This is a genomic window from Sorangium sp. So ce117, from assembly GCF_051524395.1.
Taxonomy (GTDB): domain Bacteria; phylum Myxococcota_A; class Polyangia; order Polyangiales; family Polyangiaceae; genus Sorangium; species Sorangium cellulosum_B.
In genome coordinates this window covers 10,378,288-10,400,447 of sequence record NZ_CP150309.1, presented here as the reverse complement: position 1 = coordinate 10,400,447, position 22,160 = coordinate 10,378,288, and the positions used below count along the sequence as shown (strand labels likewise).

The following is a 22,160-nucleotide window of genomic DNA, read 5'->3' as shown; positions in this document are numbered from 1 at the left end:
CGCGCGTGCCTCGCCGCGTGCACGCTCGGCTGTCCGGCGCTCAGCGGCCGCACGCGTCGCGGTCCAGGACCGCGTCGCTCATCTGCTTGCAGGCGGCCGCGAGCGCGACGCGCGCCTCCGCCCTCGCGTCGCCCTTCAGCGCTTCATCGTCGGCCTCCGCCTTGGCCTCGAGCACGTCGCGCGTGATCCGGATCGCGGCCTCGTGGCTCTTCCTGCTCTCCGCGGGCAGCTTGCCGGCGCAGGTGGTCATCGCGGCCAGGTAGCTGTCGCAGGCGTCGACCCCCGTGCTGTCGAGGTCGGCCTTCCCCGGATCGCCGCCTGCCTTGCCGCAGCCGAGGGCGAAGGTGCCCCAGAGGAGAAGTGCCAGGTGAGCTCTCGCCATCGTCGCGCGCGCCGGAGTGCCGCAGGAGGCCGGTGCTGGCCGCCTCACGCGCTGCCCGACGCCGGCGCACCCTGCCATGAGCCCGCGCCGCGGGGCAATTTTCGGTCGCTCATGCGCGGCGGGGCGCCCTGCCATGCGCCTGCGCCGCGGGGAGAGCCTGGCGGGTCAGGCGCGGATCAGCAGGATGGCGTGCTCGTGGCGCGGGCGGCGCTGGAAGGCGCGCGCCGTGGGGCGGTGGAAGTGGGGGCGCGGCTGCGACGCGACCGCGCGGACCGCGAAGCGCGCGCCGGACGCGGCGGCCCTGACCACGTCGACCGCGTAGACCGGCGCGCCGGCGACCACGCTGTCGGCGATCAGCAGCACGAGCGGCGCGCCGCTCCGGAGGACGCGCGCGAGCGCGGTGAGCACGCCGCCGAGCTCGTCGCGCCAGCGCGCGCGGCCGGCCTCGGGGCCGAGCGGGTCGAGGTGCCGGCGGGCCCCGATCTCGTCCTGCTCGAAGCGGGCGCTGCGGAGCCGGAGCCAGCGCAGCCTCGCCTCGTGGTGGGCGAGGTAGTCGTACACGCCCGGGTAGGGCGGCGACGTGATCGCGAGATGGACGGAGCCGGCCTCGACGCCGCGGAGCACGCGCGCGTCTCCCTCCTCGACGAGCGCGGGCGGGCTCGCTGCGAGCGGCGCGGCGACCTCGGCGAGGCGCTGGGCGAGCTCCTCCGCCTTGCGGATGAAGAGCCGCGCCGGATAGCCGGCGGCGATCCGCCGCGGCAGCTCGTGCTCCGACGTGTCGGACGTGCGGCGGCTGAGCTTCGTCAGGATGGCGGAGAGGACGAGCTCGAGATCGGCGCGGAGCGCGTCGGCGCCGTGGCCCGCGAGGCGGTCGAGGCCGACGCGGAGCCCGTCGAGCTCGAGGAGCACGTGCGGCTCGAACAGGGCGACGTCCTCGGGGCCGTACCGGCGGCTCGGACCGGCGCGCGCCTTGCGGCGCTCATCGGCCGCGGCCGCGACCTCGCGGGCGGCGGCGACGAGCCGCTCGCGCTCGCCGGGGGTGCTGTCCTGCACCTTGAGGCGGGCGAGGCGCACGGCCAGCGGGTTCGCGTCGACGCCGATCGCCGCCCGGCCCGCGAGCCGGGCCTCGACGAGGACGGTGCCGCTGCCGCAGAAGGGGTCGAGCACCCGCTCGCCCGGCCTCGAGAGGCCCTCGATCAGCCGGCGGGCGGTGTCCGGGTGCATCCGGGCCGGGTAGCTGTGGAACCCGTGCACGTGCGCGCGCGCAGCTTCCTCCGCCGTGCTCGAGCTGGCCACGTCGAGCGCGTGGGCGAGCTTCGCGGCGCTTTCGGGGTCGCCCTCGAGCACCGTCGCGCCGCCGATGTGGGTCAGGGCGCGGCGCTCCTGGGGCGCGGGCCGGCCCGCGCGGGCCTTCTGCTGCGGCGGGCCCGGCTTCGGCTTGGGATCAGCGCTTCGCGGGGTCGACATGGGCGGTCCGTTGCGTCAGGGGCTCGGCGGCGAAGGCTTCTTCTTCGGCGGCGAGGGCGTGCGCCACGCTCTCGGCCCCCGCCTCGCCCCGGTCTTCGTCGCGCGCCGCGCCGACGCGCAGCTTCGGCGCATAGCCGAACTCGCCCGCGGGGCTCACCGCGCCGCGCACGACGTCGTTGACCTCCAGCAGGGCGAGGAGCTCCTCGGCCTGGGACTCGGCGATGCGGAGGGTCGAGGCGAGCCCGCCGGCGGTGAGCGGGCCCTCGGCCTGGCTGGCGACGTCGGAGGCGACGGAGACCCAGGCGGCGTCGAGCGAGGGCGCGATGTCCCGGCTCCGCGACTTCGCCCGCCGGAGCGCCCAGAGGGCGAAGGCGCCGACGGGCGCCATGGTGAGGAGGCCGGCGGTGAAGAGCCCGACGCTCGCGCCGAGGACGAGCAGCAGCACGGCGAACAGGAACAGCTCGAAGCCGAGCAGCGCGCTGGCCGCGACGGCCGCGGCGCGCCAGACCGAGCGCGCCGAGGCCGCCGCGCGCGCCTTCTGGAGCAGCGGCACCTCGCGGCCGGATCGCTCGACGCGGTCGTCGGCGACGGGGACGCGCGGGCCGCCGCAGGCGTCGCACGCGAAGCGCAGCTCGGGGTGCGCCGAGACGCCGGTCACGCCGCCGCAGTGCGGGCAGGCCTCGGCGCGCGCGGCCGCGCCGCACTGCGGGCAGCGATCGCCCTCCGGCGCGAGCGCCGCGTCGCACACGCGGCAGCGGGCGGCGCCGGGCGACGCGTCGCTCACGGCGCGCTCGCGGAGGGGGCCGAGCGGGCGCCGCCCACGCTGCGCAGCACGGCGTCGAACAGGGCGCGCCCGTCCGCGCTGCCGTGGCCCTGGAAGGGCTCGCTCATCCGTTCGGGGTGCGGCATCAGCCCGAGCACGTTCCGCCGGGGCCCGCCGTAGATGCCGGCGATGTCCATCGCCGATCCGTTGGGGTTCGCGTCGCCGCCGACCAGCCCCTCCCGGTCGCAGTACTGCAGCGCGATGGCGCGCTCGTCGACGAGCTTGCGGAGCGTCTCCGGATCAGCCTGGTAGCGCCCTTCGGCGTGGGCGATCGGCAGGCGGAGCACCCGCGGCAGGCCGGTCGTGAACGGCCCTTCCGCGCGCGGCGTCACGAAGACGTCGCGGCACTCGAAGCGGAGGTGCGCGTTGCGGGTGAGGGCGCCCGGGAGCAGCCCCGCCTCGGTGAGGATCTGGAACCCGTTGCAGACGCCGATCACCAGGCCGCCGCGCTCCGCGTGCCGCCGGATGGCGGGGACGATCTGGCTCGTGCGCGCGATGGCGCCGCAGCGCAGGTAATCCCCGTAGGAGAACCCGCCGGGGATCGCGACGAGATCGGTGCCTGCGGGGAGCTCGGCGTCGCGGTGCCATGCGGTCGACGTGCGGACCTGGAGCACGTCGCGGAGCGTATGGATCATTTCGGCATCGGCGTTGGAGCCCGGGAAGATGACCACGGTCGCGTGCATGGGCGTCGACGTACTCCGGTTGCCGGCGCTCGGCCAGGGGTCCTGACGGCGCGCGCGGCTTCACCGGCTTCTTTCGGCGTGCCATGATGGGACATGGCGTCGCGATGGGCGCGGACCGGTCGAACCGACGCGACGGTGCAGGCGGCGTCCGGCTATCTCGTCCTCGCCGCGCTGGCGATCTCGCTGGGCCTGGTGCTGCGGGATGGATGGCCGTGGATCCACCCGAGCCCGTGGCTCGCGCTGCCTCCGCTGGCCGCGCTGCTGATGAGCGCCGCGCTCGGCCTCGCGCTGGCGGCCGGCGTCATCGCGACGACGCGCGTCGCCGTGGCCCGGTTCAGCTGGGCCCGGCGCCTGCACGCGGAGCTCCGCCCGGTCGCGCGCGACTTCTCGCTCGGCCAGATCCTGCTCCTCGCGGGCCTCTCGAGCCTGGGGGAGGAGCTGCTCTTCCGCGGGCTGCTGACGCCGCTCCTCGGCGTGCTGCTGAGCGCGATCCTCTTCGGTCTGATGCACCAGATGCGCGGTCCGAGCCGCTGGGTGTGGATCGGCTGGGCGGTGGGCGTGGGCGCGGGGCTCGGCGCCATCTTCGCGGCGACCGGGTCGCTCGTCGGGCCGATCCTGGCGCACGCCGTCGTGAACGCGGTCAACCTGAGCTACCTGCGCGATCACGATCCGGGCGAGGCGGAGCAGCAGCCGACGCTCTAGATCGGCGCTTCCGTTTCCTCGCTGTCCCCGTTTCCTGCCGTCAGCGCTTCTTCGCGTCAGGGCGGGGGGGCCTGGCCGGCGCCGGTCTCGGGGGGATCGGGGTCGCGCGCGGCGGGCCTTCGTGGCTTGCCGGCTGGGTCTCCGGGGGAGTGAGCGTCCCGCGGGAGAGCTCGCCCGTGTCCACGGCGCTCTGCCGCTCGCGCCCCGGCGGGGACGGTCGCGAGGGCGGCGGTCGGCTCCCGCTTCGCGGGAGCGTCGGAGGCTCGCTCTCCTCCACGCGCATGCCGCGCTGGCTCGACGGCTTCGCCGTCCTGCGGGCCAGCGAGGGCAGCGTCGGCGGCGCCGCCGGGGTCGCCAGCTCGAACTCGAAGTTCAGCTCGAGCGACGGCGGCCCATCGGCGATCGCCACGGCGGGATCGGAGCCCCTCTGTGGCAGAGGGGTGGGCCCGCGGCGCAGGCGCTCCTCGGACACGACCCGCGACGACGGCGGCGCGACGTCGTCCAGGATGGACGACGGCCCGCCGAGCGCCGTCGTCGCGCTCCGGGGCTCCGGACGGCGTCGCGACGGCGGGAATGGCAGCTCGACGCGGGCGCTCTCGTCCTCGAGCCGGGTCGCCTCGAGCAGGTACGCAGCGATGGATGTCCGCTCCGCCGGCAGGGGGCGGACGCCTGGCACGAACGCGAACCGTCCGACCTTCCAGCTGAGCATGGTGCGGAGCGCGGCGAGCGCCGAGGCGCGCGTGCCTCCCACGGTCCCCTCGACGATGCACCCTTCGGCGATGTCCAGCTGAGCCCGACGTTTCTTGCTGCTCACCTCGAACACGCCCGACCGCCGCTCCATCTCGAGGACCGTGAGGACGGTCGCGATGGACATCTGGCTGAGATCGCCCTCGATCGCGGTCTGATCGACGGAGGTCGGGATGGACATGAGGCTGTCCCGCCGCTGGCGCAGGCGTGACGCCATCTGCACGAGCGCCCCGATCTGCGCGACGACCTCGCCGACCCGGAACGGCTTGGTCATGTAGACGTCGGCGCCCACGTGGAACCCTTCGAGGCGGGCCTCCTGGTCGTCGAGCGCGGAGAGGAACAGGAAGGGGGTGACCGATACCCGGGAAGGCTGGGTGCGCACGTTGCGCGCGACCCAGTAGCCGTCGTGGTCGGGCAGCCCGATGTCGCAGACGATGCACTCGGGCTCCAGGGTGCAGGCGGTGGAGAGCCCGGCCTCCGCGGTGGCGCAGAAGATGACCTCGTAACCTGCCTCCCGGATCGCGGTGGCGAGCAGGTCCGCGATGTACTCCTCGTCCTCGATCACGAGCACGACCCCGCTCGGCATCTGGCAGACGGTACACGCGCCCTGCGGGGGTGGCCAAGGGTGAATGGCGGCGAGCCAGCCTGAACATTCATTCGCCGGCGCGCCGCCGTCCCGGCTCCTCGCGCGAGCCCTCGCTGCAGCATCCCGCGCGAGCTCGCCGCGCCACCCCGCGCGGGTTCGCCCGCGGCGTCCGGCCGCGGCGAGGAATCCACGCTATAAGAACGGAAATGGCAACTCTGGTCCGAGAGGCCGACGGTACGGCGAGGCCCGGCGAGCGGGCCTCCTCGGGGGCACGCGTCTTCATCGCGATGAGCGGCGGAGTCGACTCGTCCGTCGCGGCGGCGCGCCTCTGCGACGCTGGATACGAGGTCGTCGGCGTGACGCTGCACCTCTGGGACTACCCCGACGACGGCAGCGTGAAGAGCCGCTGCTGCGCGCCCGAGGATCAGCACGACGCCCGCCGGGTCGCCGACCACCTCGGGATCCCGCACTACACGTTCGACCGCCGCGCCCTGTTCCGCGAGCACGTCGTCGACCCCTTCGTCGAGGCCTACCTCGCGGGTGAGACGCCGAGCCCGTGCGTGGCCTGCAACCGCTCGGTCAAGCTCCGGGAGCTGTTCCCGCTGGCGGAGCGGCTTGGGGTCTCGTGGGTCGCGACGGGCCACTATGCGCGGGTCGTCCTGGAGGAGGGCGGCGCTCGCCTCTACCGCGGCCGCGATCGGCACAAGGATCAGAGCTATTTCCTGCACATGCTCCGGTCGGACGAGCTGTCGCGGCTCCTCTTCCCGCTCGGCGACTCGACCAAGGACGAGGTGCGCGCCGAGGCGATCGCCCGCGGGCTCCCGGGCGCCGAGAAGGGAGAGAGCCAGGAGCTCTGCTTCATCCCCGCCGGCCGTTACGCGCCGTTCGTGGCCGACCGCGCCGCGGACAGGCTCCGGCCCGGCCCCATCGTCGATCGGGACGGCCGCGTGGTCGGGTCGCACGGCGGCGTGCACGGCTTCACGGTGGGGCAGCGCAAGGGCATCGGCGTCTCGCTCGGCCGGCCCGCGTTCGTCGTGGGCCTCGACGCCGCGTCCGGCGCGGTGCACCTCGGCGACGAGGGCGATCTGTACGCCACGGGCGCCGAGATCGCCGACGCGGTGTGGTGCGACGACGCGGTCTTCCCCCTGGAGGCCGAGGTGCGGGTGCGCGCGCGGCACGAGGCGGCGCCTGGCATCATCGAGCGGCGCCGCGACCCCGCGACGGGCGTGGAGAGCTTCGTGGCGCGGTTCGCGAGCCCGGTGCGGTCCGTCTCCCCCGGGCAGATGGCCGTGGTCTACCGGGGCGATCGCGTCCTCGGGGGAGGCCGCATCAAGGCGGCCCTTCGCTCGCAGGCGGCGTCATGAGGGCCCGTGCGCTCGCGCCCCTCGCCTGCGCGCTCTCGCTCGGGTGCTCGCTCGGGCAGGGGGAAGGCGAGGTCGTCAGCGAACGGCTGCGCGCGGCCGGCTGCTGGGACGACAGCTACGACATGAACCCGGACTTCTTCGCTGCGGTCCCCTACCGCTCCACCTTGCAGGTCCGGGTGCAGCGGGGCAGCGACCTGCAGGAGATCTCGGACGGGCTCGCGGTCCTGATCGACGACGTCGACCTCATCCGCGGGGACGGGACCGTGAACAAGCTCGACGTCGACCTGAGCGTCGGGCTCCCGCCTGGCGTCGAGCTGCCGGGCTCGCCTCCACCGACGCCGAAGCCGGAGGGGCTCGCGCCGCTCGTGCACATGGCGCTGTACCTCCAGCGGTCCTGCCACAACCAGAACATGGTGCTCTACGCCGTCGATGGGACCATCAAGTTCCAGGCGCTGTTCAGCGGCGATCCCAACGAGACGGACGCGGTCGACAAGTACACCGACGCGACGTTCGACGTCTGGGTCGGCGATCCGCGCGACGCAGGGCTCGGTCATCCGGCCGACGCCATCCCTCGGGAGCTCCTCTCGCGGGTCACCGGGGGGTTCCGCTTCTACTTCGAGCGGGGTCAACCTGGGCAACCGTTCCCCTGAGCCCGTCACGACTCCGTCCTGGGTTTCAGGTGGTGTCCTACCTGTCGGGACAGGCGCCTTCAGCGCCCCGGTGGATTGAAGCTGACCATCTGGAAGGTGTCCTGGCCGAGACGACATGGCAAAGCGCCGCGAACTCGCGGTAAAGTAGTGACCGCTCATGCCCCAACCCCCGCCTCGACCCGCATCGCGAATGGGCGGACCTCCAAGCCCCGGGTCGACCCATTCATCGCTCGAAGCGCGCGCGAAGGAGTCCGAGAAGCAGCAGGGGACCTACTTCCTGGGCCGTTACCGTGTGGTCGACGAGATCGGGGTGGGCGGAATGGCGAGCGTTCACCTGGCTCGCATGGATGGCCCGGGCGGCTTCCAGAAGTGGGTCGCGATCAAGCGGATCCACCCTCATCTGGTCGAGGACGATCAGTTCGTCGACATGTTCCTGGATGAGGCGCGCATCGCGGCTGGCATCAACCACGCCAACGTCGCGCAGGTCTTCGACCTCGGGAAGGACGACAACACCTACTGGATCGCCATGGAGTACCTCCACGGCGAGCCGCTCCGGGAGGTGATGCGCCGCGCGGAGGAGCGCCGGCTGCGCATCTCGCCCGAGCTCGCCGCGCGCATCTGCTCCGACGCCGCGGAGGGGCTCCACGCCGCTCACGAGCTGCGCGGAAAGAACGGCCAGCTGCTCGGCCTGGTGCACCGAGACGTCACGCCGCACAACCTGTTCCTCACCTACGACGGCTACACCAAGGTCGTGGATTTCGGGATCGCCAAGGTGGCCGACCGGCTGTCGTCCACCCGCGCGGGAACACTCAAAGGCAAATTGGCCTACATGTCTCCCGAGCAGGTGCGCGGCAACGAGATCGATCGCACGACGGACGTGTTTGCGCTCGGGGTCGTCCTCTGGGAGCTCACGACGAACCAGCGCCTCTTCCGGATGGATACGGATCTCGACACGCTCGAGAAGGTGCAGGCCTGCGTGGTCCCGCCGCCGTCCACGATCGTGCCCGACTATCCGATCGAGCTGGAGAGCGTGGTCATGAAGGCGCTCGCCAAGCACAAGCAAGACCGCTTTCAGACCGCGCGTGAGTTCTCGCGAGCCCTGCAGAATTTCCTGATGAGGAGCGGGGTCTTCGTTGGCTCCGAAGAGGTCGCGCACTTCGTGCAGCAGGTGTTCGTCGATCGCATCCAGAAGCGCGAGGCGCACCTCGCGTGGGCGGCCGAGGTGACGTCCACCATCAACGTCGAGCAGGTGCGCGCGCGCAGCTCGACGACGGCCACGGACAGCGTCGGGCTGCGCAGCCGCGGTCGGGAGCCTGAGCCGCAGCAGCGCCTCACGCCGCCGCAGATCCTGCGGCACAACGCTCCGCCGGCGAGCGGGATCGCGCCGGTCGGGCGCCCGCAGCCGAGGGACGTGGACGACCGGCAGATGGTCGCCTCATCGCTGATGGATGACGATGAGGATGTCCCGACGACGGTCGCGACGCGCGAGCAAGCCGAGCCGGTGCGCTCCCTTCCGCATGGGGAGCGCCCGATGGTGCGCCCGGCGGCCGGCATGGTGCCCGAGCCGGCGCCAGCGCAGCCTCGCCAGGCCGGCGTCCAGTCCGGCATTGCCACGGTGCGCCCTGGTATGCCGACGGCGCGCCCCGGCTTTTCGCCCGCCTACCCGAGCCCACCGCGCGTGCCCGGCGGCCACGATCCTGCTCCGCCTCCGCTCTCCGCGAGCCCGTACGCTCCGCGCGACTTCGACACAGGCGCGCTCGCGCCCCTCCCCAAGGGAGGCCTCCTCGACAGCGATCTGGGCAACCCGCTCGCGTCCACGCTCGCGCTCCCGTCGCAGGATCCACCGCCGGTTTTGCAGGGCGTGAGCGAGCCTGCGCGTCACGCGCGGATGACAAGGACCCCGGCCGTCGCCGCGCCGTCGCCGGCGCACGCTGCAGTCCCGTACGCGCTCCCCTTCAATGGCCAGGGCCATGCCGCAGCCCATGCGCCCCCTGTCAGCTCGCCGGTGCAGGCGGCCCAGGCGCCGATGACCGTGGGGCAGGCCCAGCTGTTCGCGTCCGCGGCGACAGCGCAGCCTCCACAGTCGCAGATCGAGACCGCGCTCTCCCTGCCGCGCCCGGATCCGGCGGCCATCTGGGCCGCCACGCAGGACGCGGCGTCCAAGGGGAACGGCAGGAACACGCTCGTGCTCGTCGCCGTCATCACCCTCACCGTGCTGTGCGTGCTCGGCATCGGCGCGCTGATCTACATGAAGACGAGCGCCGTGCAGCCCTCGCCCTCCGGGGGCGTGGACGCTGTCCCTGCGTCGCCCGCCTCGACGGACGCGACCACCACGGGCCAGTCGAGCTCCTGCGTGCCGGGGAGCGCCGCGGGGGACGGGCGCGCGCGCGGCCTCGCTGTCCGCGACCGAGCGTCCTTCGTCTACTCCGGCCGGATCCGCCTGCAGCGCCTTACGATGAAGGGATGAAGTCTGTCCACCGCCGCTCGAACGGCGCCAGGGCGCGGCACCGCCCCGGCGAGCGAGCTCAGCTGCGTATCGAGGCGCTGGCCGCCGGAGGCGCGGGGGTCGGTCGGCTCGCGGGCGAGGTCGTCTTCGTCCCTGGGACCGCTCCGGGTGATCTTGTCGAGGTCGAGCTCGACAGGAGCGCACGCCCGGCGAGGGGCAGGCTCCTCGGTGTCGTCGAGCCGAGCGCCGACCGCGTCGCTCCGCCGTGCCGCTTCGCTGACGCCTGCGGCGGCTGCGACTGGATGCACGTCCGTATCGAGGCGCAGCAGGCCGCGCACGAGCAGATCGTCCGGCAAGCCATCGCGCGGGCGACGTCGCTCGCCGAGGCCGATCTGCCGCCGATCCGCGTCCATCCGGCCCCCCTTTCGCTCGGCTACCGGTCGCGGGCGAGGTTGTTCGCGCGCGCGGAGCGCGGCGAGGTGCGCGTGGGGTATCGCGCGCCGAGGACGCACGCGGTGGCGGCGGTCGATCGCTGCGTGGTGCTTGTCGACGCGATCGCGCCGCTCGCCGGCGAGCTGCCCGGCGTCCTCCATGGAGCCGTGGGGGAGGGCGATGTCCTGATCTCGCTGGGCGCCTCGAGCCGCCCGGTGGTCGAGATCATGTGGCGTGGGCAGCTGCCGCCGGCCGTTTGGCAGCGGCTGGACGAGCGCACGGCGCGCGGGGAGTGGGCCGGCGCCCGCGTCACGCTCGACGGCGCGCGCGAGGCCGCGTCGTTCGGCGATCCGCGGCCCGCGATCCTGGGAGCGGACGGCCTGCCGCTGTTCCTCGCGCCGGGCGGCTTCGGTCAGCCGTCCGAGGAGGGGGCAGCCGTCCTCGCCCGCCGCGCCGCCGAGCTTGCCCACCTCGACTCCACCCGGCCGCCGCACGTCCTGGAGCTGTTCGCCGGGAGCGGGACGCTCTCCGTGCTGCTCGCGCGCGGCGCGCTGCGACCCTCCCCGTCCCCGGCCGCCGAGCCCGCCGGGGCCGCGGCCTCGGGCCCGCCGGGGCCCGCGTCCTTCACGGCCGTCGAGCTCTCGTCCGCAGCGGTCGCTTGCCTGCGGCAGAACCTCGCCGCTCGGGGCCTCGCCGGCAAGGCGATCGAGGCGGACGCCGATCAGTACCCGATCCCGGCGCGCACCGACGTCGTGGTGCTGGATCCGCCGCGCAGCGGGGCCCCCGGCGCGGCGCGCGCGATCGCCGCCTCGAGCGCGCGTGTGGTCGTCTACGTCTCCTGCGATCCGGCCACCCTCGCGCGCGATCTCGGCGGGATCCTCCGCGGCGGCTTCGAGATCACGGACATCGAGGCGGTCGAGCTCTTTCCCCAGACGAGCCATATCGAGTCGATCGTGCGGCTCTCCCGCGCCCGCAGATCAGCGCGCTGATCCGCGCGGGCATGCCGGCCTGCTCGCCGCGCCGAGCGCTGCTCCGCCGAGCTCGGCCGGAGGGCCGCGCGCGGCCGCGTGGCGCCGTCGCCCGGCGGCTTGCGCTACGCTGCCAGGGATGATTCACCACCTCGACGATCGACTCCGCGAAGAGGCGCGGCGCTATCGCCTCGTGTTCGCCTGCCCCGATTGCGCCTCGTTCGAGCCGGTGGTCCCCGATCCCGACGAGGGGGGCTCCGGGTCGCCTGGCCGCGGGCCTCGTTGCTCGCTTGGCTACCCGGTCGCGCCGCACCTGAGCACCTCGCTCGAGGATCGCGACGAGATCATCTTCTGCAAAGCGTTCGAGCTGCGATGAGCCCTCCTGCTGGACCTCCCCCGCCGCCCAGGCGGGGCCGGTCGCACCCCCCGTCGCTGATCCGCCTCGCCGAGCGGCTGATCCGGGACGAGCGGCTGCTCGCTCGCGGCGACGTCGTGCTCTGCGCCTGCTCCGGAGGCCCCGACTCGACCGCCCTGCTGCACGTCCTTTCGCTGCTCCGGCGGCGCATCGGCCACGAGGTGGTCGCGCATGGCGTCGACCACGGCCTCCGCGCCGCGGCCGCGGCCGAGCTCGCGATCGCGCGCGACCTGTCCGAGCAGCTCGGGGTCCCTTACGCCGAGACCCGCGTGAACGTGGCGCCCGGCGCGAACCTCCAGGCCAGGGCGCGCGCCGCCCGGTTTGCAGCGCTGGCAGCCGCCGCGGCGGCGCACGGCGCCCGCGCGATCGCGACCGGCCATACCGCGGACGACCGGGCCGAGACGGTGCTCTTGCGCCTGCTGCGGGGCGCGGGGCCGCGTGGGCTCGCCGTCCTGCCGCCGCGCGCTCCGCTCCCGTCCGACGTCGCCGGCGCGGCGTGCGGCGACGTGGAGCCGGGCTCGGCGGCGAGCATCGAGCTCATCCGCCCCTTACTCCAGGCCCGCCGCGCCGATATCCTGGCTCACCTCGGCCGACATCGACTGGCGTTCGCCGAGGATCCCAGCAACCGGGATCCCCGTTTCACCCGCGTTCGCGTCCGCCGCGAGCTCCTCCCGCTCCTCGAGGACCTATCACCGGCGATCGTCGAGCACCTCTGCGCGCTCTCGGACATGCTTGTCGCCGGGCGAGATCGGCCGCCTGGCGACGATCCAGACGTCCTCGACGGCAGCGAGTCGCTGTCGATTCCGCTCGGTCGGGCGCAGCGATTCGCGATCGAGCGGGCTCGCAAGCTGGGGCGGCCGCTGCGCGTCCGGGTTCGCGGCGGCGAAGAGATCGCCGTGGGCTTTCCAGAGGAGTCCAGCGTGCTTATCGAGGATGGGTCTGCGCGTCGCGGGACCTGACCGCATGCACCCCACCCGCGGCCCCTGTCGAGCCCCCTTTTTTCGCCGTGTCACCACGGTGGAGACCCGCGGTCGACGACCGAGCTGACGGGTGGCATGCTGACTGGAACACGCGTACAATTTCAGTACACGCCGGCTCGCCGCGCGAGCTTAGAGGGTCCTCGTGAAGCAATCGCACAAGACGCTGCTGCTCTGGGTTCTGCTGATCATGATGTTCTTGGCGATCTGGCAGTTCTTGAGCCCGGATTCCCGGCCCGCCACACAAGTCGCGTTCAGCGAGTTCATGGCCCAGGTCCAGGTCGAGGCCAAGGACAAGGATCCGCACGTCGAGTCGGTCACGATCAAGGACCGCGAGTACACCTTCTGGGTCAAGGATCCGAAGAGCGGGACGAAGACGAAGAAGGTCACGATCGGGCCTGACAACGCCGACGAGATCACGAAGACGATCGTCGACAACAAGGTCGCGGTGTTCTTCGAGAAGGAGGAGACGTCGCCGTTCTGGCCGGGGGCGATCATGTACCTCCTGCCGACGGTCTTCCTGCTCGTGATGTTCTATCTGTTCATGCGTCAGCTCCAGGCCGGCGGCGGCAAGGCGATGAGCTTCGGCAAGTCGCGCGCCCGGCTGCTCAGCGAGGCGCAGAACAAGGTGACGTTCGCCGACGTCGCGGGCATCGACGAGGCGAAGGACGAGCTCGAGGAGATCATCGCGTTCCTCAAGGACCCGAAGAAGTTCCAGAAGCTCGGCGGCCGGATCCCGAAGGGCGTCCTGATGATGGGCCCCCCCGGGACGGGCAAGACGCTGCTCGCGCGCGCGATCGCCGGCGAGGCGGGTGTGCCGTTCTTCTCGATCTCCGGCTCGGATTTCGTCGAGATGTTCGTCGGCGTCGGCGCGAGCCGGGTGCGCGACCTGTTCGAGCAGGGCAAGAAGCACGCGCCGTGCATCATCTTCATCGATGAGATCGACGCGGTCGGCCGCCACCGCGGCGCGGGGCTCGGCGGCGGTCATGACGAGCGCGAGCAGACGTTGAACCAGCTGCTCGTCGAGATGGACGGCTTCGAGTCGAACGAGGGCGTGATCATCGTCGCCGCGACGAACCGCCCCGACGTCCTCGACCCGGCGATCCTGCGGCCTGGCCGCTTCGACCGGCGCATCGTCGTGAACCGCCCCGACGTGCGCGGCCGCGAGGGCATCCTCCGGGTCCACACGAAGAAGGTCCCGCTCGGTCCGGACGTCGACATGGAGATCCTGGCGCGGGGCACGCCCGGGTTCGTCGGCGCCGACATCGAGAACCTGGTCAACGAAGCGGCCCTCCTCGCGGCGCGTCAGGACAAGGACGTCGTCTCGATGGCCGACTTCGAGATGGCCAAGGACAAGGTGCTGATGGGCGCCGAGCGCCGCAGCATGGTCATCAGCGACGAGGAGAAGCGGACCACGGCCTACCACGAGGCCGGGCACGCGCTCGTCGCGAAGCTCCTGGAGAAGTTCTCGGATCCGGTCCACAAGGTGACGATCATCCCGCGCGGCCCGGCGCTCGGCCTCACGCAGCAGCTGCCGAAAGAGGACCGGCTCAGCATGTCGCGCGACTTCGCCAAGGCGCGGCTGTCGGTGCTGATGGGCGGCCGCGTGGCGGAGGAGATCGTGTTCGGCCAGTTCACGACGGGCGCGGGCAACGACATCAAGCAGGCGTCGAACCTCGCGCGGCGCATGGTGACCGAGTTCGGCATGAGCGACGTGATCGGGCCGATCTCGTACGGCTCTGACGAGGAGAGCGTGTTCCTCGGGCGCGATTTCACGAGCCGGCGCCGCGACTACTCGGAGACGATCGCCAACCAGATCGACGACGAGGTGCGCCGGTTCATCCTCGACTCCCACGCCGAGGCGCGGCAGCTCCTCACGGACAACCGCGAGATCCTCGAGCGGCTCGCCATTGCGCTCCTCGAGCGCGAGACGCTGGACGCCGAGGAGGTCGACGCCATCGTCGGGGGCCGCGAGCTGCCGCAGCGCCAGCGCGTCGTGATCCCGAGCTACAGCGACCGGGATCGCGCCGCCAAGGAGAAGCGCCGCGCGGCGAGCATCTTCGGCACCCCGAAGCCCGCCCCGAGCACCTGATCCCGAAGCGCGGGGCGGCGCCCGATGCCTCGGGCGGCCCCCCGCGTACCTGCGGCGCCACGCGGGACGGCGCGGCGCCTCGAGCCCCCTCGATTCCCTTCCCCAGCAGAAAAGCGGCGCGCGCTCCCGGGATCGCCTCAGGGGGCGGTCAGCGTTGCCTGCAGGAATGCCCACTGCTGCAGATCCGCCGGGCGGCCGTCGTCGTGCGCGCGGTTCGCCTTCGTGAAGATCGCCTGGGCGCCGTCACCGAAGATGAACAGGCCGTAGCCGAGCGCGAGGCGCAGCGGCTCCCACGCCTGCAAGGCGAGCGAGACGTCGATCTCGTGGCCCAGCGTTCGGCTCTCGTTGTCGCTGGCGGCGCCGACAGGGAGGAGGCGCGCTGTCACCCACCTGCCTGTTGGAGAGGCGAGGCCGACGAACGTGTATCCGGCGGAGACGGTCAGCGGGTCGAAGGGCGAGGCGCGGACGCTTCCGCCCCCCTCGATCACGTTGGACCACGCGTAGAGCCCCATGGGGCCGTGGTTGTTCTGCGCGTCGGGCAGGATCGGATCGAAGCGGCGCTGCGTCTCGCCCACCGCGAGCGCGCCATCGTCGCCCGTCGCGTAAGCGCCGCGGGCGCTGAAGGTGAGGTGGGCGGGGAGCGCTGTCTCGAGCTCTGCCCGCGCTGCGGCCGCGAAGGCGCCGAGAGCGCGGTCGGCCGCGAACGTGGCCACACGACCGAGCTCGTACGCCCCCTCGATCGCGTAGCGAAAGCCCCGGCGGTCGCCGGAGACGCGCGCGTCGAGGACGACGGTGTCACCGGGAGTGAGCCAGGTCGGGCGCGGCTCCCGGGTGATGCGCGCGAGCGCCGTGGCCTCGAGGTGGAGCAGGGGAGCGAGCCGCCAGATCGCGTTCAGGCCGTAGAGCTGGGCCCCTGTCCCGGCGGCGATGGGCTTGCGCGTCCCCGCCACCTCGGGCGGGGCGCCTCCCGGCGCGGCGAGGAGCACGGCCATCGCCTCGAGGTCGACGTTGCCGAGCTGCAGCCCTGCGCGCACCGCGTCGAGCGATCGCCCCGTGAGCGTCTCGTCGTCCGCTCCGACGAGGCGGCCATCTCCCCACGCGATCCGCTGCCGGCCCACCCGGATGAAGGCGCGGCGTCCCGAGCGCGCGCGGAGATCGATGTACGCCTCGTACGGCGCCGTCTCCGGGAGGGCCGGCTCGCCCGGCCCGACGAAGATCGCGTCGTCGTTCCCCCAGAGGCGCGCGTCCTGCAGCGTGACGACGCCCGTGACGGGGCCGCGCTCGACGCTCAGCCCGAGGCGCGCGCGCTGGGCGAAGAACCACTGCGTCTTGACGACGTTGCCCGTGTCGCTGAGCGGCGGCAGCGCGCCTCCGAAGCCCTCGGCGAGCACCGCGTTCGAGCTGTAGACGTCGCCGCCCGTGTCGACCGGGTACCGGCGGAACTCTCCGCGGAGCCGGAGCTCCACCGAGGGGCGGAACGTGAACCCGCCGACGGCCAAGCCCTCCGACTGCGGCGACGCCTGCGCCGCCGCCCTCCTGGGCGCGAACGTGAGCGCGAGGAGCGCCGATCCCAGAGCGATGGAGGCGAACGGCAGGGATCGGATCATCAGCGAGGAGGGCCGGAGCGCGGGGGCGTCGAACTGCAGATGTGCGGCCAGGGCCGCGGCGTTCAGGCGGGCCGCGCTCCTGGATCGCTCGCGCGAGGATAGGCGTCTCGATGCGCGTCGGACAAGTGGGGAAGCGGCTCCGCTCCTCCCCGGCGTCCAGCGGGGCCAGCGCGCGCGCCGTGCGGCGTGCGCGGCGCGCGGTGCCGACGACGTCAGGGATCGAAATCGTCCTCGCCGTGCGACGTCGGTGGTTTCGGCGGCTTCGGGGCGGCCCCCGTGCTGCTCCCGCGCCGGGGCGGCGCCTTCACGCCCGCGGCGGGTTGCCTCGTCGGCGGTCGGCTCGCCGCGCTCCGCCGCGCCGGAGCGTCGCCCGAATCGACGGCGAGCACCAGATCGAGCGCGAGCTTCGACGCCCTGCCGGCGTGTCGATCCGCGGCCGCGCCCGCCTCCGCGATCACCCGCTCGGCCGCCTCGAGCTCGTGCTTCACCTCGCGACGCTGCGGATCGTCCGCGAGCGCCTCTGCCCACGTGGCCGAAAGCGACGCCCGCTTCTTCTCGAGCTCCGCGGCGCGGTTTGACAGCTCGCCGAGCTGCTTCGACGTCGCGAGGGAGCTCTTCAAGGACGCCTCGAACGCCGCGATGGTGTCCCTGTCCTCCGCGTCCAGCGAGCGCCCGCCTCGGGCGCTCACGATCCGCGCCTCTGGCACGAGCTCGACCTGGAGCAGCACGCCCGCCGCGCGGAGCTCCGCCGCGCGCGCGCGCGCCGCTTCGAGCGCCGCCTTGCGGTCCGATTTCGGATCGAGCCCGAGCGCGCGCGACAGCTCGGCCGGCGCCGCGCTCGAGAGCTCCTCGGCCTTCAGCGACTCGTCGCGGAGCGCCCGGGTGGCCTCGAAGAACTCGTCGTAGGGCTGCTTGCCCGTGCGCAGGGCCTGTCCCTGATCGAGCAGCGAGACCTGCGCGGTGCACGCGGCGAGCAGGGGTGCGTGCGGCGCGACGAGCAGCAGCGCGAGCGCCGCCACGCGGAGCCGGCTCGCGCGGCCCGGCGGCCTCGTCACCCGCATTGGAGGATGACCCCCCAGAGCTCGTAGCTCGCGGCAGGCTTCGAGAGGAACACCACGCCCACGTAACCCGAGCGCGACGATACGCCGAGCACGCCTTGCCCGAAGTTCCCAGCCGGCGGCGAGAGCGCGATCGGATCCCCGATGGGGGAGAAGTTGGCGGCCAGGGTCTGCGCGCGCATGGCGCGGCTCCCCGGCGGGCCCTCGGTCCACACGAGGAGCCAGCGTCCATCGCCGAGCCCCGCGATATCCGGCGCGAAGGCGTCTCCCCCGGGGCCGCCGGAAGGGAGCGGGATCACCTGGGTCGACCTGGGGATGGTGCCCGGAGCGGCCTGCCCGGCGCGGATCTCCCATCGCCCGTCCGCTGGCCGATCGGCAAAGACGACGGCGAGCGCGCGCTCGTTCCATCCGAGCGATGGCTTGCCGATCGAGCCTCCGGAGCCGATCACCCGGGTGAGCTCGCCGACGGGCTTGCGCTCGGCGTCGAGCCAGCCTGCCCACACGGCCTTCTCGCGGCGGAATGCGACGGCGTAGCCGCTGGCGCCGGCCGCGAGCGCGCGCGGCGCCTCGAGCGGCTCATCCCCTTGCACCGGCCAGAGCGGGGAGGGGGCGGCGTCGGGAGCATCGGCCGCCACCAGAGCGCCGTCCGCCAGACCGACGACGAACGATCTCGGCCCCGGCACGCTGACGGGAGAGCGGATGGCCTGCTGCGCTGCCGTGAGGACGGTGAAGCGCTCCTCGACCGGCGAGATGCTCACGATGTCGGCGGCCTCTCGGTTCGAGAACCGCTCGCTCCGCTCCCCGGTCGCGGGATCGATCTCGAGGCCCACGGCCTCCATGGGGCTCTTCGCGTACCCCACCACGAGCTTGCCGCCCTTCGTCGCCGTGACCTCGAAGGGGATGCTCTTCGCAACGAGCGGCGCCCAGGGCTGGGGCTGACGCGCCACCCAGCAAGGCTTCGGCGGGACGGGGATCGCCGAGCGCGCGGCGTCCTGCGCTGCGCCGAGCGTCGTGCGCGCCGTCCCGACCGGCGACTGGCGCGCGGTCGTGACGGAGCGGCGGCCCGCGAAGAAGGCGACGACGCTCATGAGCAGCGCCGCCCCGCAGAGGCCGATGAGCGACGAGACCGGCACGGTCACCGCTGCAGAGAGCCCCTTGCCGTCGCCGCGTCGCGCCGCGAGCGCGCGCGGGTTGAGCGCTTGCGGGCCGTTGCCCGATCCGGGGACAGAGCCCCGATCCGAGCGCTGGCCCGAGGCCTGGAGCGCGTCGGCAGCCGTCGCGCTGCGCTGCGGGTTCGGCAGCCCCGGCAGCCCCGGCCACGAGCGCATCGCCGGGTGCCCCTGCGACGCGCTCGATCCGACGCCGACCGACGGGATCGTCGCATACTCGCGGCGCCCCATCGGCGCCTCGGCGGCCAGAGGAGAGCGCTTCGTCTCGCTGGGCACGGGCGGCGTGGGGAGCTCCGGGCTCTCGCGGCGCAGCACCGTGGTGGAGGGCTCCGGGGCGTCGCCGCGATCGCGGCTCACCGCGGGATCGCGGCCGTCGGCGGCCGGCGTGTCCTCGGCGCTGCGGGGCGAGGGACCGTCGGCGGACGTCGCTGGGCTCGCAGGGCGAGAGCCAGGCGACGCCATCGCCGCGGGGCCGGCGCCCGTGACAGGCGCCGCTTCGGCCGGCGGGGCCGGCGCAGCGAGGGGCAAGGTCTGCGTCGCCAGCGGGGCCGACGGCGCGGGGGGCGCTGCGATCAAGGGCGTGGCGCGGGGCGCGTCCGCAGGGGGGCGCGGCGGCGGCGCGGGGAGCGCTCCGAGACGGACGAGGGCCTTTGCGCCGGCCGCCGTCTGATCCGACGCGTCGGGCGCGCGCGGGCCTGCAGGCCGCTTCCCGGCGACCGCGGGGAACCGGACCGGAACTGGAGGTGGCGGCACGGAACGCTTCCCCGTGAGCGCGGGGCGCTTCGTGGCGCGACCGGGGCTCGACGGCGCCGGTGAAAGAGGCTTGCCGGCGCCCTGATCCGCGCCGGTCGTCGCTCCGCCGCGCCCATCGTTCTGCGGTGCAGCGCCCGCCGGCGCCGCGTCGCGATCGACGGGGAGAGGCGGCGGCCGGGGTGGTCTCGCCTCCGCGCGCGACGTCGTACCGCCCGCGGCTCTCGGCGCCGTTCCCGGGCTGCTGGGCGCGGCCGCGCCCGCCGCGCGCCTCGGCGGCGCCGGCTCATCGCCGTCCGTCGTCGCGCCGGCGCCTCCCGCGGCGCTGCCTGCGTCTGCGGCAGGGCGCTGACCCGCGGAGGTCTCCTCGGGTTCCTCCGCCCCCGAGGGGAGCTTCGGCGCGCGCGGGATCTCGGTCGGTCCCTGGTCGCCGGGCGAGGGGCCGTCGTAACGGGGGAGCTGGGTGATCGCGCGGGCGACCCCCGCATCGAACGTTCCGCCCGCGGCTGGCACGACGATCGGCGCGTTCTGTCCGCTGGCCGGCGCGTCTGCCGGCGCCTCGACGCCCGTGAGCGTCCTCATGGACTCTCGCTTGCGCGGCGGCAGGGGAGGCGGCTTCGGTCGCGTGGTCGCCCGGCTCGCGTGCGGCGCCGCGGGCCTCCGCCCGTTCGAGGACCTCTCCGCGGGCGCCGGGCCGACGGGCTGCCCGCTGCGGGCGGGCGCCGCACCCAGATCCTCGATGAGCTCGAGCTCCAGCGCCGCGCCGTCCTCGCGAGCGGCCTCTTCCACCCCGGCGGCCGGCCCCTCGGGCGCAGCGGTGCGCGCCTCGGGCTTGCGCCGGAGCTGGGCGGCGTCGGCGAGCTCCGGCTGCCTGGACGCGGGCGCCCAGGCGTCCATGCCCTTGCGCCAGACGAGCGTGGAGCCTGGAATGATCCCAGCAGCCAGCGCGCTGCGCAGCTCGGCGGTGCCCAGGCTCCGCTGGACGCCACGCTCATCCGTCCATCTCCACGCGCTCAACGGGGGCCCCTCCGCCAGCTGGTAGAGCGCCGGAATTTCAGGACGTGAACCACGATGATCGCGATCGTACCGCGCGTCGTTTGCAAAGAGATCTTCTTTCGTGCGCCCACGCAACCGCACGTCCACTCACGACGAAGATCGCGCTGGTAGCTCATGAGCCTTTCCAGCGCCCTCGTCGCCGCAGTCCGCTCCGTGGTCGCCGCCGCTGCGCGCACGCTCAGCCCGCCGGCCTGTGCGGGCTGTGACACCCCGATCGCCGATGCCTCGGTGTTCTGCGCCGATTGCGCGCGGACCTCCGTGCCTTACGCAGGGGGGGCGCCGCGAGGAGGCGCGGGCGCGCGCGCCGCGGCGGGAGCACCTCTCGTCGCGTTCGCTCCGTTTGGCGGGGCGGTTGCGGAAGGTATCCGGCGCTTCAAGTACGGAGATCGTCCGGATCTCGCGCGCCCGCTCGGCCGGTTGATGCTCTGCGCGGCGCGCGATGCGGAGGTGCGCGTCGACCTCGTTGTCCCCGTGCCGCTGCATCCGCGTCGTCTCGCCGAGCGCGGGTACAACCAGGCCGCCCTGCTGGCCGCGCACGTCGCTGACGGACTCGCGGTGTCCTTCGCCCCACGGGCCCTCTGCCGTGTCCGTCCCACCGCGCAGCAGGCGCAGCTCCCGCGCGATCTCCGCCTGCAGAATGTGGCAGGTGCGTTTCGCGTGCACGCGCCCGAGCGCGTCCAGCGCCGGAGGGTCGCGCTCATCGACGACGTGGCGACCACGGGGGCCACGCTCGAGGCGTGTCGAGATGCGCTCCTCGGCGCGGGCGCCGTTTCGGTGATCTACCTCGTCCTCGCGACGGCCGAGAGCGGGGCGGACGAGCTCAGAAGCTCACCTCCGTCAGCACACCGCACTTGACGCGGACGGTCCTGCCCTCGGTGAGCCATCGCGTGCCGTCGCGCGTCGGCTCGCCGAGTCGAACGAAAAAGCGTCCGCAACGCACCTCGACGGGTCGCTCGCTGGGCCCCACTGGCACGCCCGTCACGTAGACGGTCGCATTCCGGGAGGAGTTGAGCTTGAGCAGGCCGTGGCCCTTTCGCGGGGTCGGCGGAGTCGTCGCTGCAGCGTCGACGGATGTCTGTTGTTGAAGGGCTGCCGTCTCGGCGGCCGATGGTGCTGGAGGTGCCGCGGCCTCGGTGGCTGATGGTGCTGGAGGTGCCGCGGCCTCGGTGGCTGATGGTGCTGGAGGTGCCGCCGTCTCGGTGCTTGGCGGGACTGGCGGTGGCGCAGCCTCAGCACGTGGCGTCGGGGATGCGGTCGGCGTCGGCTGTGCAGTGGTGTCGGTCGCGCTCGCCAGCTGCACGGGGACGGCTGCTTGCTTTGAAGCCACAGCGGTGATGCTTACAAGACCGCCGGTGGTCACGATCGCCGGTCGAGGCGCTCGGCTGCGTGCCGCCAGTTCGGGCAGGCTCGTCTCGACGGTGTACACCCCCAGCGCAAACAGGATGGTTGCTGTCGCCAGCGCAACTCCGGCGGTGCCGAGCGGCGAGAGCGGCTTCGACAGAGGCGCCGCGACTGACTCAGGTTGAGGCGAGACCGAACCAGGCTGGGGCGAGGGCGGCTTCGACGGGGGGCCATCGTCCGACCCAGGTTGAGGTACGTCCACGCCTGTCGACCCAGGTTGAGGTGCGTCCGACCCAGGTTGGGGGGCGTCCGTCGAGAACATCGGGCGCCACTTTAGCGGGATCGCTGCCGCCCCGGATTCCCCGGTCGGCGGCCCACCCGCCGGAAGCGCAGGAGCTTCGCCGTCGGACCCGCTCTCGAGAGCAAGCACGAACGTCGGATGTGT

At 73.5% G+C, this 22,160-nt stretch carries 17 protein-coding genes; 9 read left to right on the top strand and 8 right to left on the bottom strand.

Annotated features, from left to right (window positions below; translation table 11 throughout):
• Nucleotides 1-40: 40 nt before the first annotated feature.
• The 4 genes from WMF46_RS38950 to purQ all read right to left on the bottom strand — a co-directional run bounded on the left by WMF46_RS38950 (nt 41) and on the right by purQ (nt 3,355).
• Nucleotides 41-382 (bottom strand): hypothetical protein, encoded by a 342-nt coding sequence (locus WMF46_RS38950; protein ID WP_437981855.1) that lies wholly within the window; start codon nt 380-382, stop codon nt 41-43.
• A gap of 165 nt (nt 383-547) precedes the next feature.
• Entirely contained in the window at nt 548-1,849 is a 1,302-nt protein-coding gene (locus WMF46_RS38945; RefSeq protein WP_437981854.1) for a DNA methyltransferase, read from the bottom strand.
• Entirely contained in the window at nt 1,827-2,633 is an 807-nt protein-coding gene (locus WMF46_RS38940; RefSeq protein WP_437981853.1) for a zinc ribbon domain-containing protein, read from the bottom strand. The genes WMF46_RS38945 and WMF46_RS38940 overlap by 23 nt, the downstream gene beginning before the upstream one ends.
• Nucleotides 2,630-3,355 (bottom strand): phosphoribosylformylglycinamidine synthase subunit PurQ, encoded by a 726-nt coding sequence (gene purQ, locus WMF46_RS38935; RefSeq protein ID WP_437981852.1) that lies wholly within the window; start codon nt 3,353-3,355, stop codon nt 2,630-2,632. Before purQ ends, WMF46_RS38940 begins: the two co-directional genes overlap by 4 nt.
• Before the next feature lie 93 nt (nt 3,356-3,448).
• On the opposite strand from purQ, the gene WMF46_RS38930 reads away from it, so the two are divergent.
• A complete protein-coding gene (locus tag WMF46_RS38930) occupies nt 3,449-4,057 on the top strand; it encodes a CPBP family intramembrane glutamic endopeptidase (protein ID WP_437981851.1) in 609 nt (202 codons plus the stop codon).
• Nucleotides 4,058-4,097: 40 nt separating this feature from the next.
• Here the strand turns inward: WMF46_RS38930 and WMF46_RS38925 are convergent, their stop codons facing one another.
• Nucleotides 4,098-5,390: a response regulator gene (locus WMF46_RS38925; protein WP_437981850.1), complete on the bottom strand. Its 1,293-nt coding sequence runs from the start codon at nt 5,388-5,390 to the stop codon at nt 4,098-4,100.
• Between the two features lie 206 nt (nt 5,391-5,596).
• Here WMF46_RS38925 and mnmA point away from each other — a divergent pair, with 206 nt between their 5' ends.
• From mnmA to ftsH, 7 genes are all read left to right on the top strand, one after another.
• The gene (mnmA, locus tag WMF46_RS38920; protein WP_437981849.1) at nt 5,597-6,754 is read left to right on the top strand and encodes a tRNA 2-thiouridine(34) synthase MnmA; all 1,158 of its coding nucleotides are present in this window, start codon (nt 5,597-5,599) and stop codon (nt 6,752-6,754) included.
• Nucleotides 6,751-7,404 (top strand): hypothetical protein, encoded by a 654-nt coding sequence (locus WMF46_RS38915; RefSeq protein WP_437981848.1) that lies wholly within the window; start codon nt 6,751-6,753, stop codon nt 7,402-7,404. The genes mnmA and WMF46_RS38915 overlap by 4 nt, the downstream gene beginning before the upstream one ends.
• Nucleotides 7,405-7,594: 190 nt before the next feature.
• Complete coding sequence (locus tag WMF46_RS38910; RefSeq protein WP_437981847.1) at nt 7,595-9,871, top strand: protein kinase domain-containing protein; 2,277 nt, start codon at nt 7,595-7,597, stop codon at nt 9,869-9,871.
• Nucleotides 9,868-11,271 (top strand): class I SAM-dependent RNA methyltransferase, encoded by a 1,404-nt coding sequence (locus tag WMF46_RS38905; protein ID WP_437981846.1) that lies wholly within the window; start codon nt 9,868-9,870, stop codon nt 11,269-11,271. Before WMF46_RS38910 ends, WMF46_RS38905 begins: the two co-directional genes overlap by 4 nt.
• Before the next feature lie 118 nt (nt 11,272-11,389).
• Entirely contained in the window at nt 11,390-11,626 is a 237-nt protein-coding gene (locus WMF46_RS38900; protein WP_437981845.1) for a hypothetical protein, read from the top strand.
• Nucleotides 11,623-12,624 (top strand): tRNA lysidine(34) synthetase TilS, encoded by a 1,002-nt coding sequence (tilS, locus tag WMF46_RS38895; protein ID WP_437981844.1) that lies wholly within the window; start codon nt 11,623-11,625, stop codon nt 12,622-12,624. Before WMF46_RS38900 ends, tilS begins: the two co-directional genes overlap by 4 nt.
• Nucleotides 12,625-12,787: 163 nt before the next feature.
• Nucleotides 12,788-14,734: an ATP-dependent zinc metalloprotease FtsH gene (ftsH, locus tag WMF46_RS38890; protein WP_437981843.1), complete on the top strand. Its 1,947-nt coding sequence runs from the start codon at nt 12,788-12,790 to the stop codon at nt 14,732-14,734.
• 137 nt (nt 14,735-14,871) lie between these two features.
• Here the strand turns inward: ftsH and WMF46_RS38885 are convergent, their stop codons facing one another.
• The 3 genes from WMF46_RS38885 to WMF46_RS38875 form a co-directional block, all read right to left on the bottom strand.
• On the bottom strand, nt 14,872-16,341 hold the full coding sequence (locus WMF46_RS38885) for an alginate export family protein (RefSeq protein WP_437981842.1): 1,470 nt from the start codon (nt 16,339-16,341) through the stop codon (nt 14,872-14,874).
• Nucleotides 16,342-16,553: 212 nt separating this feature from the next.
• Nucleotides 16,554-17,402, bottom strand: a complete 849-nt coding sequence (locus tag WMF46_RS38880; protein ID WP_437981841.1) for a hypothetical protein — start codon at nt 17,400-17,402, stop codon at nt 16,554-16,556.
• Nucleotides 17,393-20,335, bottom strand: coding sequence for a GYF domain-containing protein (locus tag WMF46_RS38875; protein ID WP_437981840.1), 2,943 nt, complete (start codon nt 20,333-20,335; stop codon nt 17,393-17,395). The genes WMF46_RS38880 and WMF46_RS38875 overlap by 10 nt, the downstream gene beginning before the upstream one ends.
• 153 nt (nt 20,336-20,488) lie before the next feature.
• Here WMF46_RS38875 and WMF46_RS38870 point away from each other — a divergent pair, with 153 nt between their 5' ends.
• Nucleotides 20,489-21,229, top strand: a complete 741-nt coding sequence (locus WMF46_RS38870; RefSeq protein WP_437981839.1) for a ComF family protein — start codon at nt 20,489-20,491, stop codon at nt 21,227-21,229.
• Nucleotides 21,230-22,160 lie beyond the last annotated feature (931 nt).

What these genes read in the sequence shown, in the direction of transcription:
- WMF46_RS38950 (WP_437981855.1), bottom strand. Translation starts at nt 382, where the DNA reads ATGGCGAGAGCTCACCTGGCACTTCTCCTCTGGGGCACCTTCGCCCTC.
- WMF46_RS38945 (WP_437981854.1), bottom strand. Translation starts at nt 1,849, where the DNA reads ATGTCGACCCCGCGAAGCGCTGATCCCAAGCCGAAGCCGGGCCCGCCG.
- purQ (WP_437981852.1), bottom strand. Translation starts at nt 3,355, where the DNA reads ATGCACGCGACCGTGGTCATCTTCCCGGGCTCCAACGCCGATGCCGAA.
- WMF46_RS38930 (WP_437981851.1), top strand. Translation starts at nt 3,449, where the DNA reads ATGGCGTCGCGATGGGCGCGGACCGGTCGAACCGACGCGACGGTGCAG.
- WMF46_RS38925 (WP_437981850.1), bottom strand. Translation starts at nt 5,390, where the DNA reads ATGCCGAGCGGGGTCGTGCTCGTGATCGAGGACGAGGAGTACATCGCG.
- mnmA (WP_437981849.1), top strand. Translation starts at nt 5,597, where the DNA reads ATGGCAACTCTGGTCCGAGAGGCCGACGGTACGGCGAGGCCCGGCGAG.
- WMF46_RS38915 (WP_437981848.1), top strand. Translation starts at nt 6,751, where the DNA reads ATGAGGGCCCGTGCGCTCGCGCCCCTCGCCTGCGCGCTCTCGCTCGGG.
- WMF46_RS38910 (WP_437981847.1), top strand. Translation starts at nt 7,595, where the DNA reads ATGGGCGGACCTCCAAGCCCCGGGTCGACCCATTCATCGCTCGAAGCG.
- WMF46_RS38905 (WP_437981846.1), top strand. Translation starts at nt 9,868, where the DNA reads ATGAAGTCTGTCCACCGCCGCTCGAACGGCGCCAGGGCGCGGCACCGC.
- WMF46_RS38900 (WP_437981845.1), top strand. Translation starts at nt 11,390, where the DNA reads ATGATTCACCACCTCGACGATCGACTCCGCGAAGAGGCGCGGCGCTAT.
- tilS (WP_437981844.1), top strand. Translation starts at nt 11,623, where the DNA reads ATGAGCCCTCCTGCTGGACCTCCCCCGCCGCCCAGGCGGGGCCGGTCG.
- WMF46_RS38885 (WP_437981842.1), bottom strand. Translation starts at nt 16,341, where the DNA reads ATGATCCGATCCCTGCCGTTCGCCTCCATCGCTCTGGGATCGGCGCTC.
- WMF46_RS38880 (WP_437981841.1), bottom strand. Translation starts at nt 17,402, where the DNA reads ATGCGGGTGACGAGGCCGCCGGGCCGCGCGAGCCGGCTCCGCGTGGCG.
- WMF46_RS38870 (WP_437981839.1), top strand. Translation starts at nt 20,489, where the DNA reads ATGAGCCTTTCCAGCGCCCTCGTCGCCGCAGTCCGCTCCGTGGTCGCC.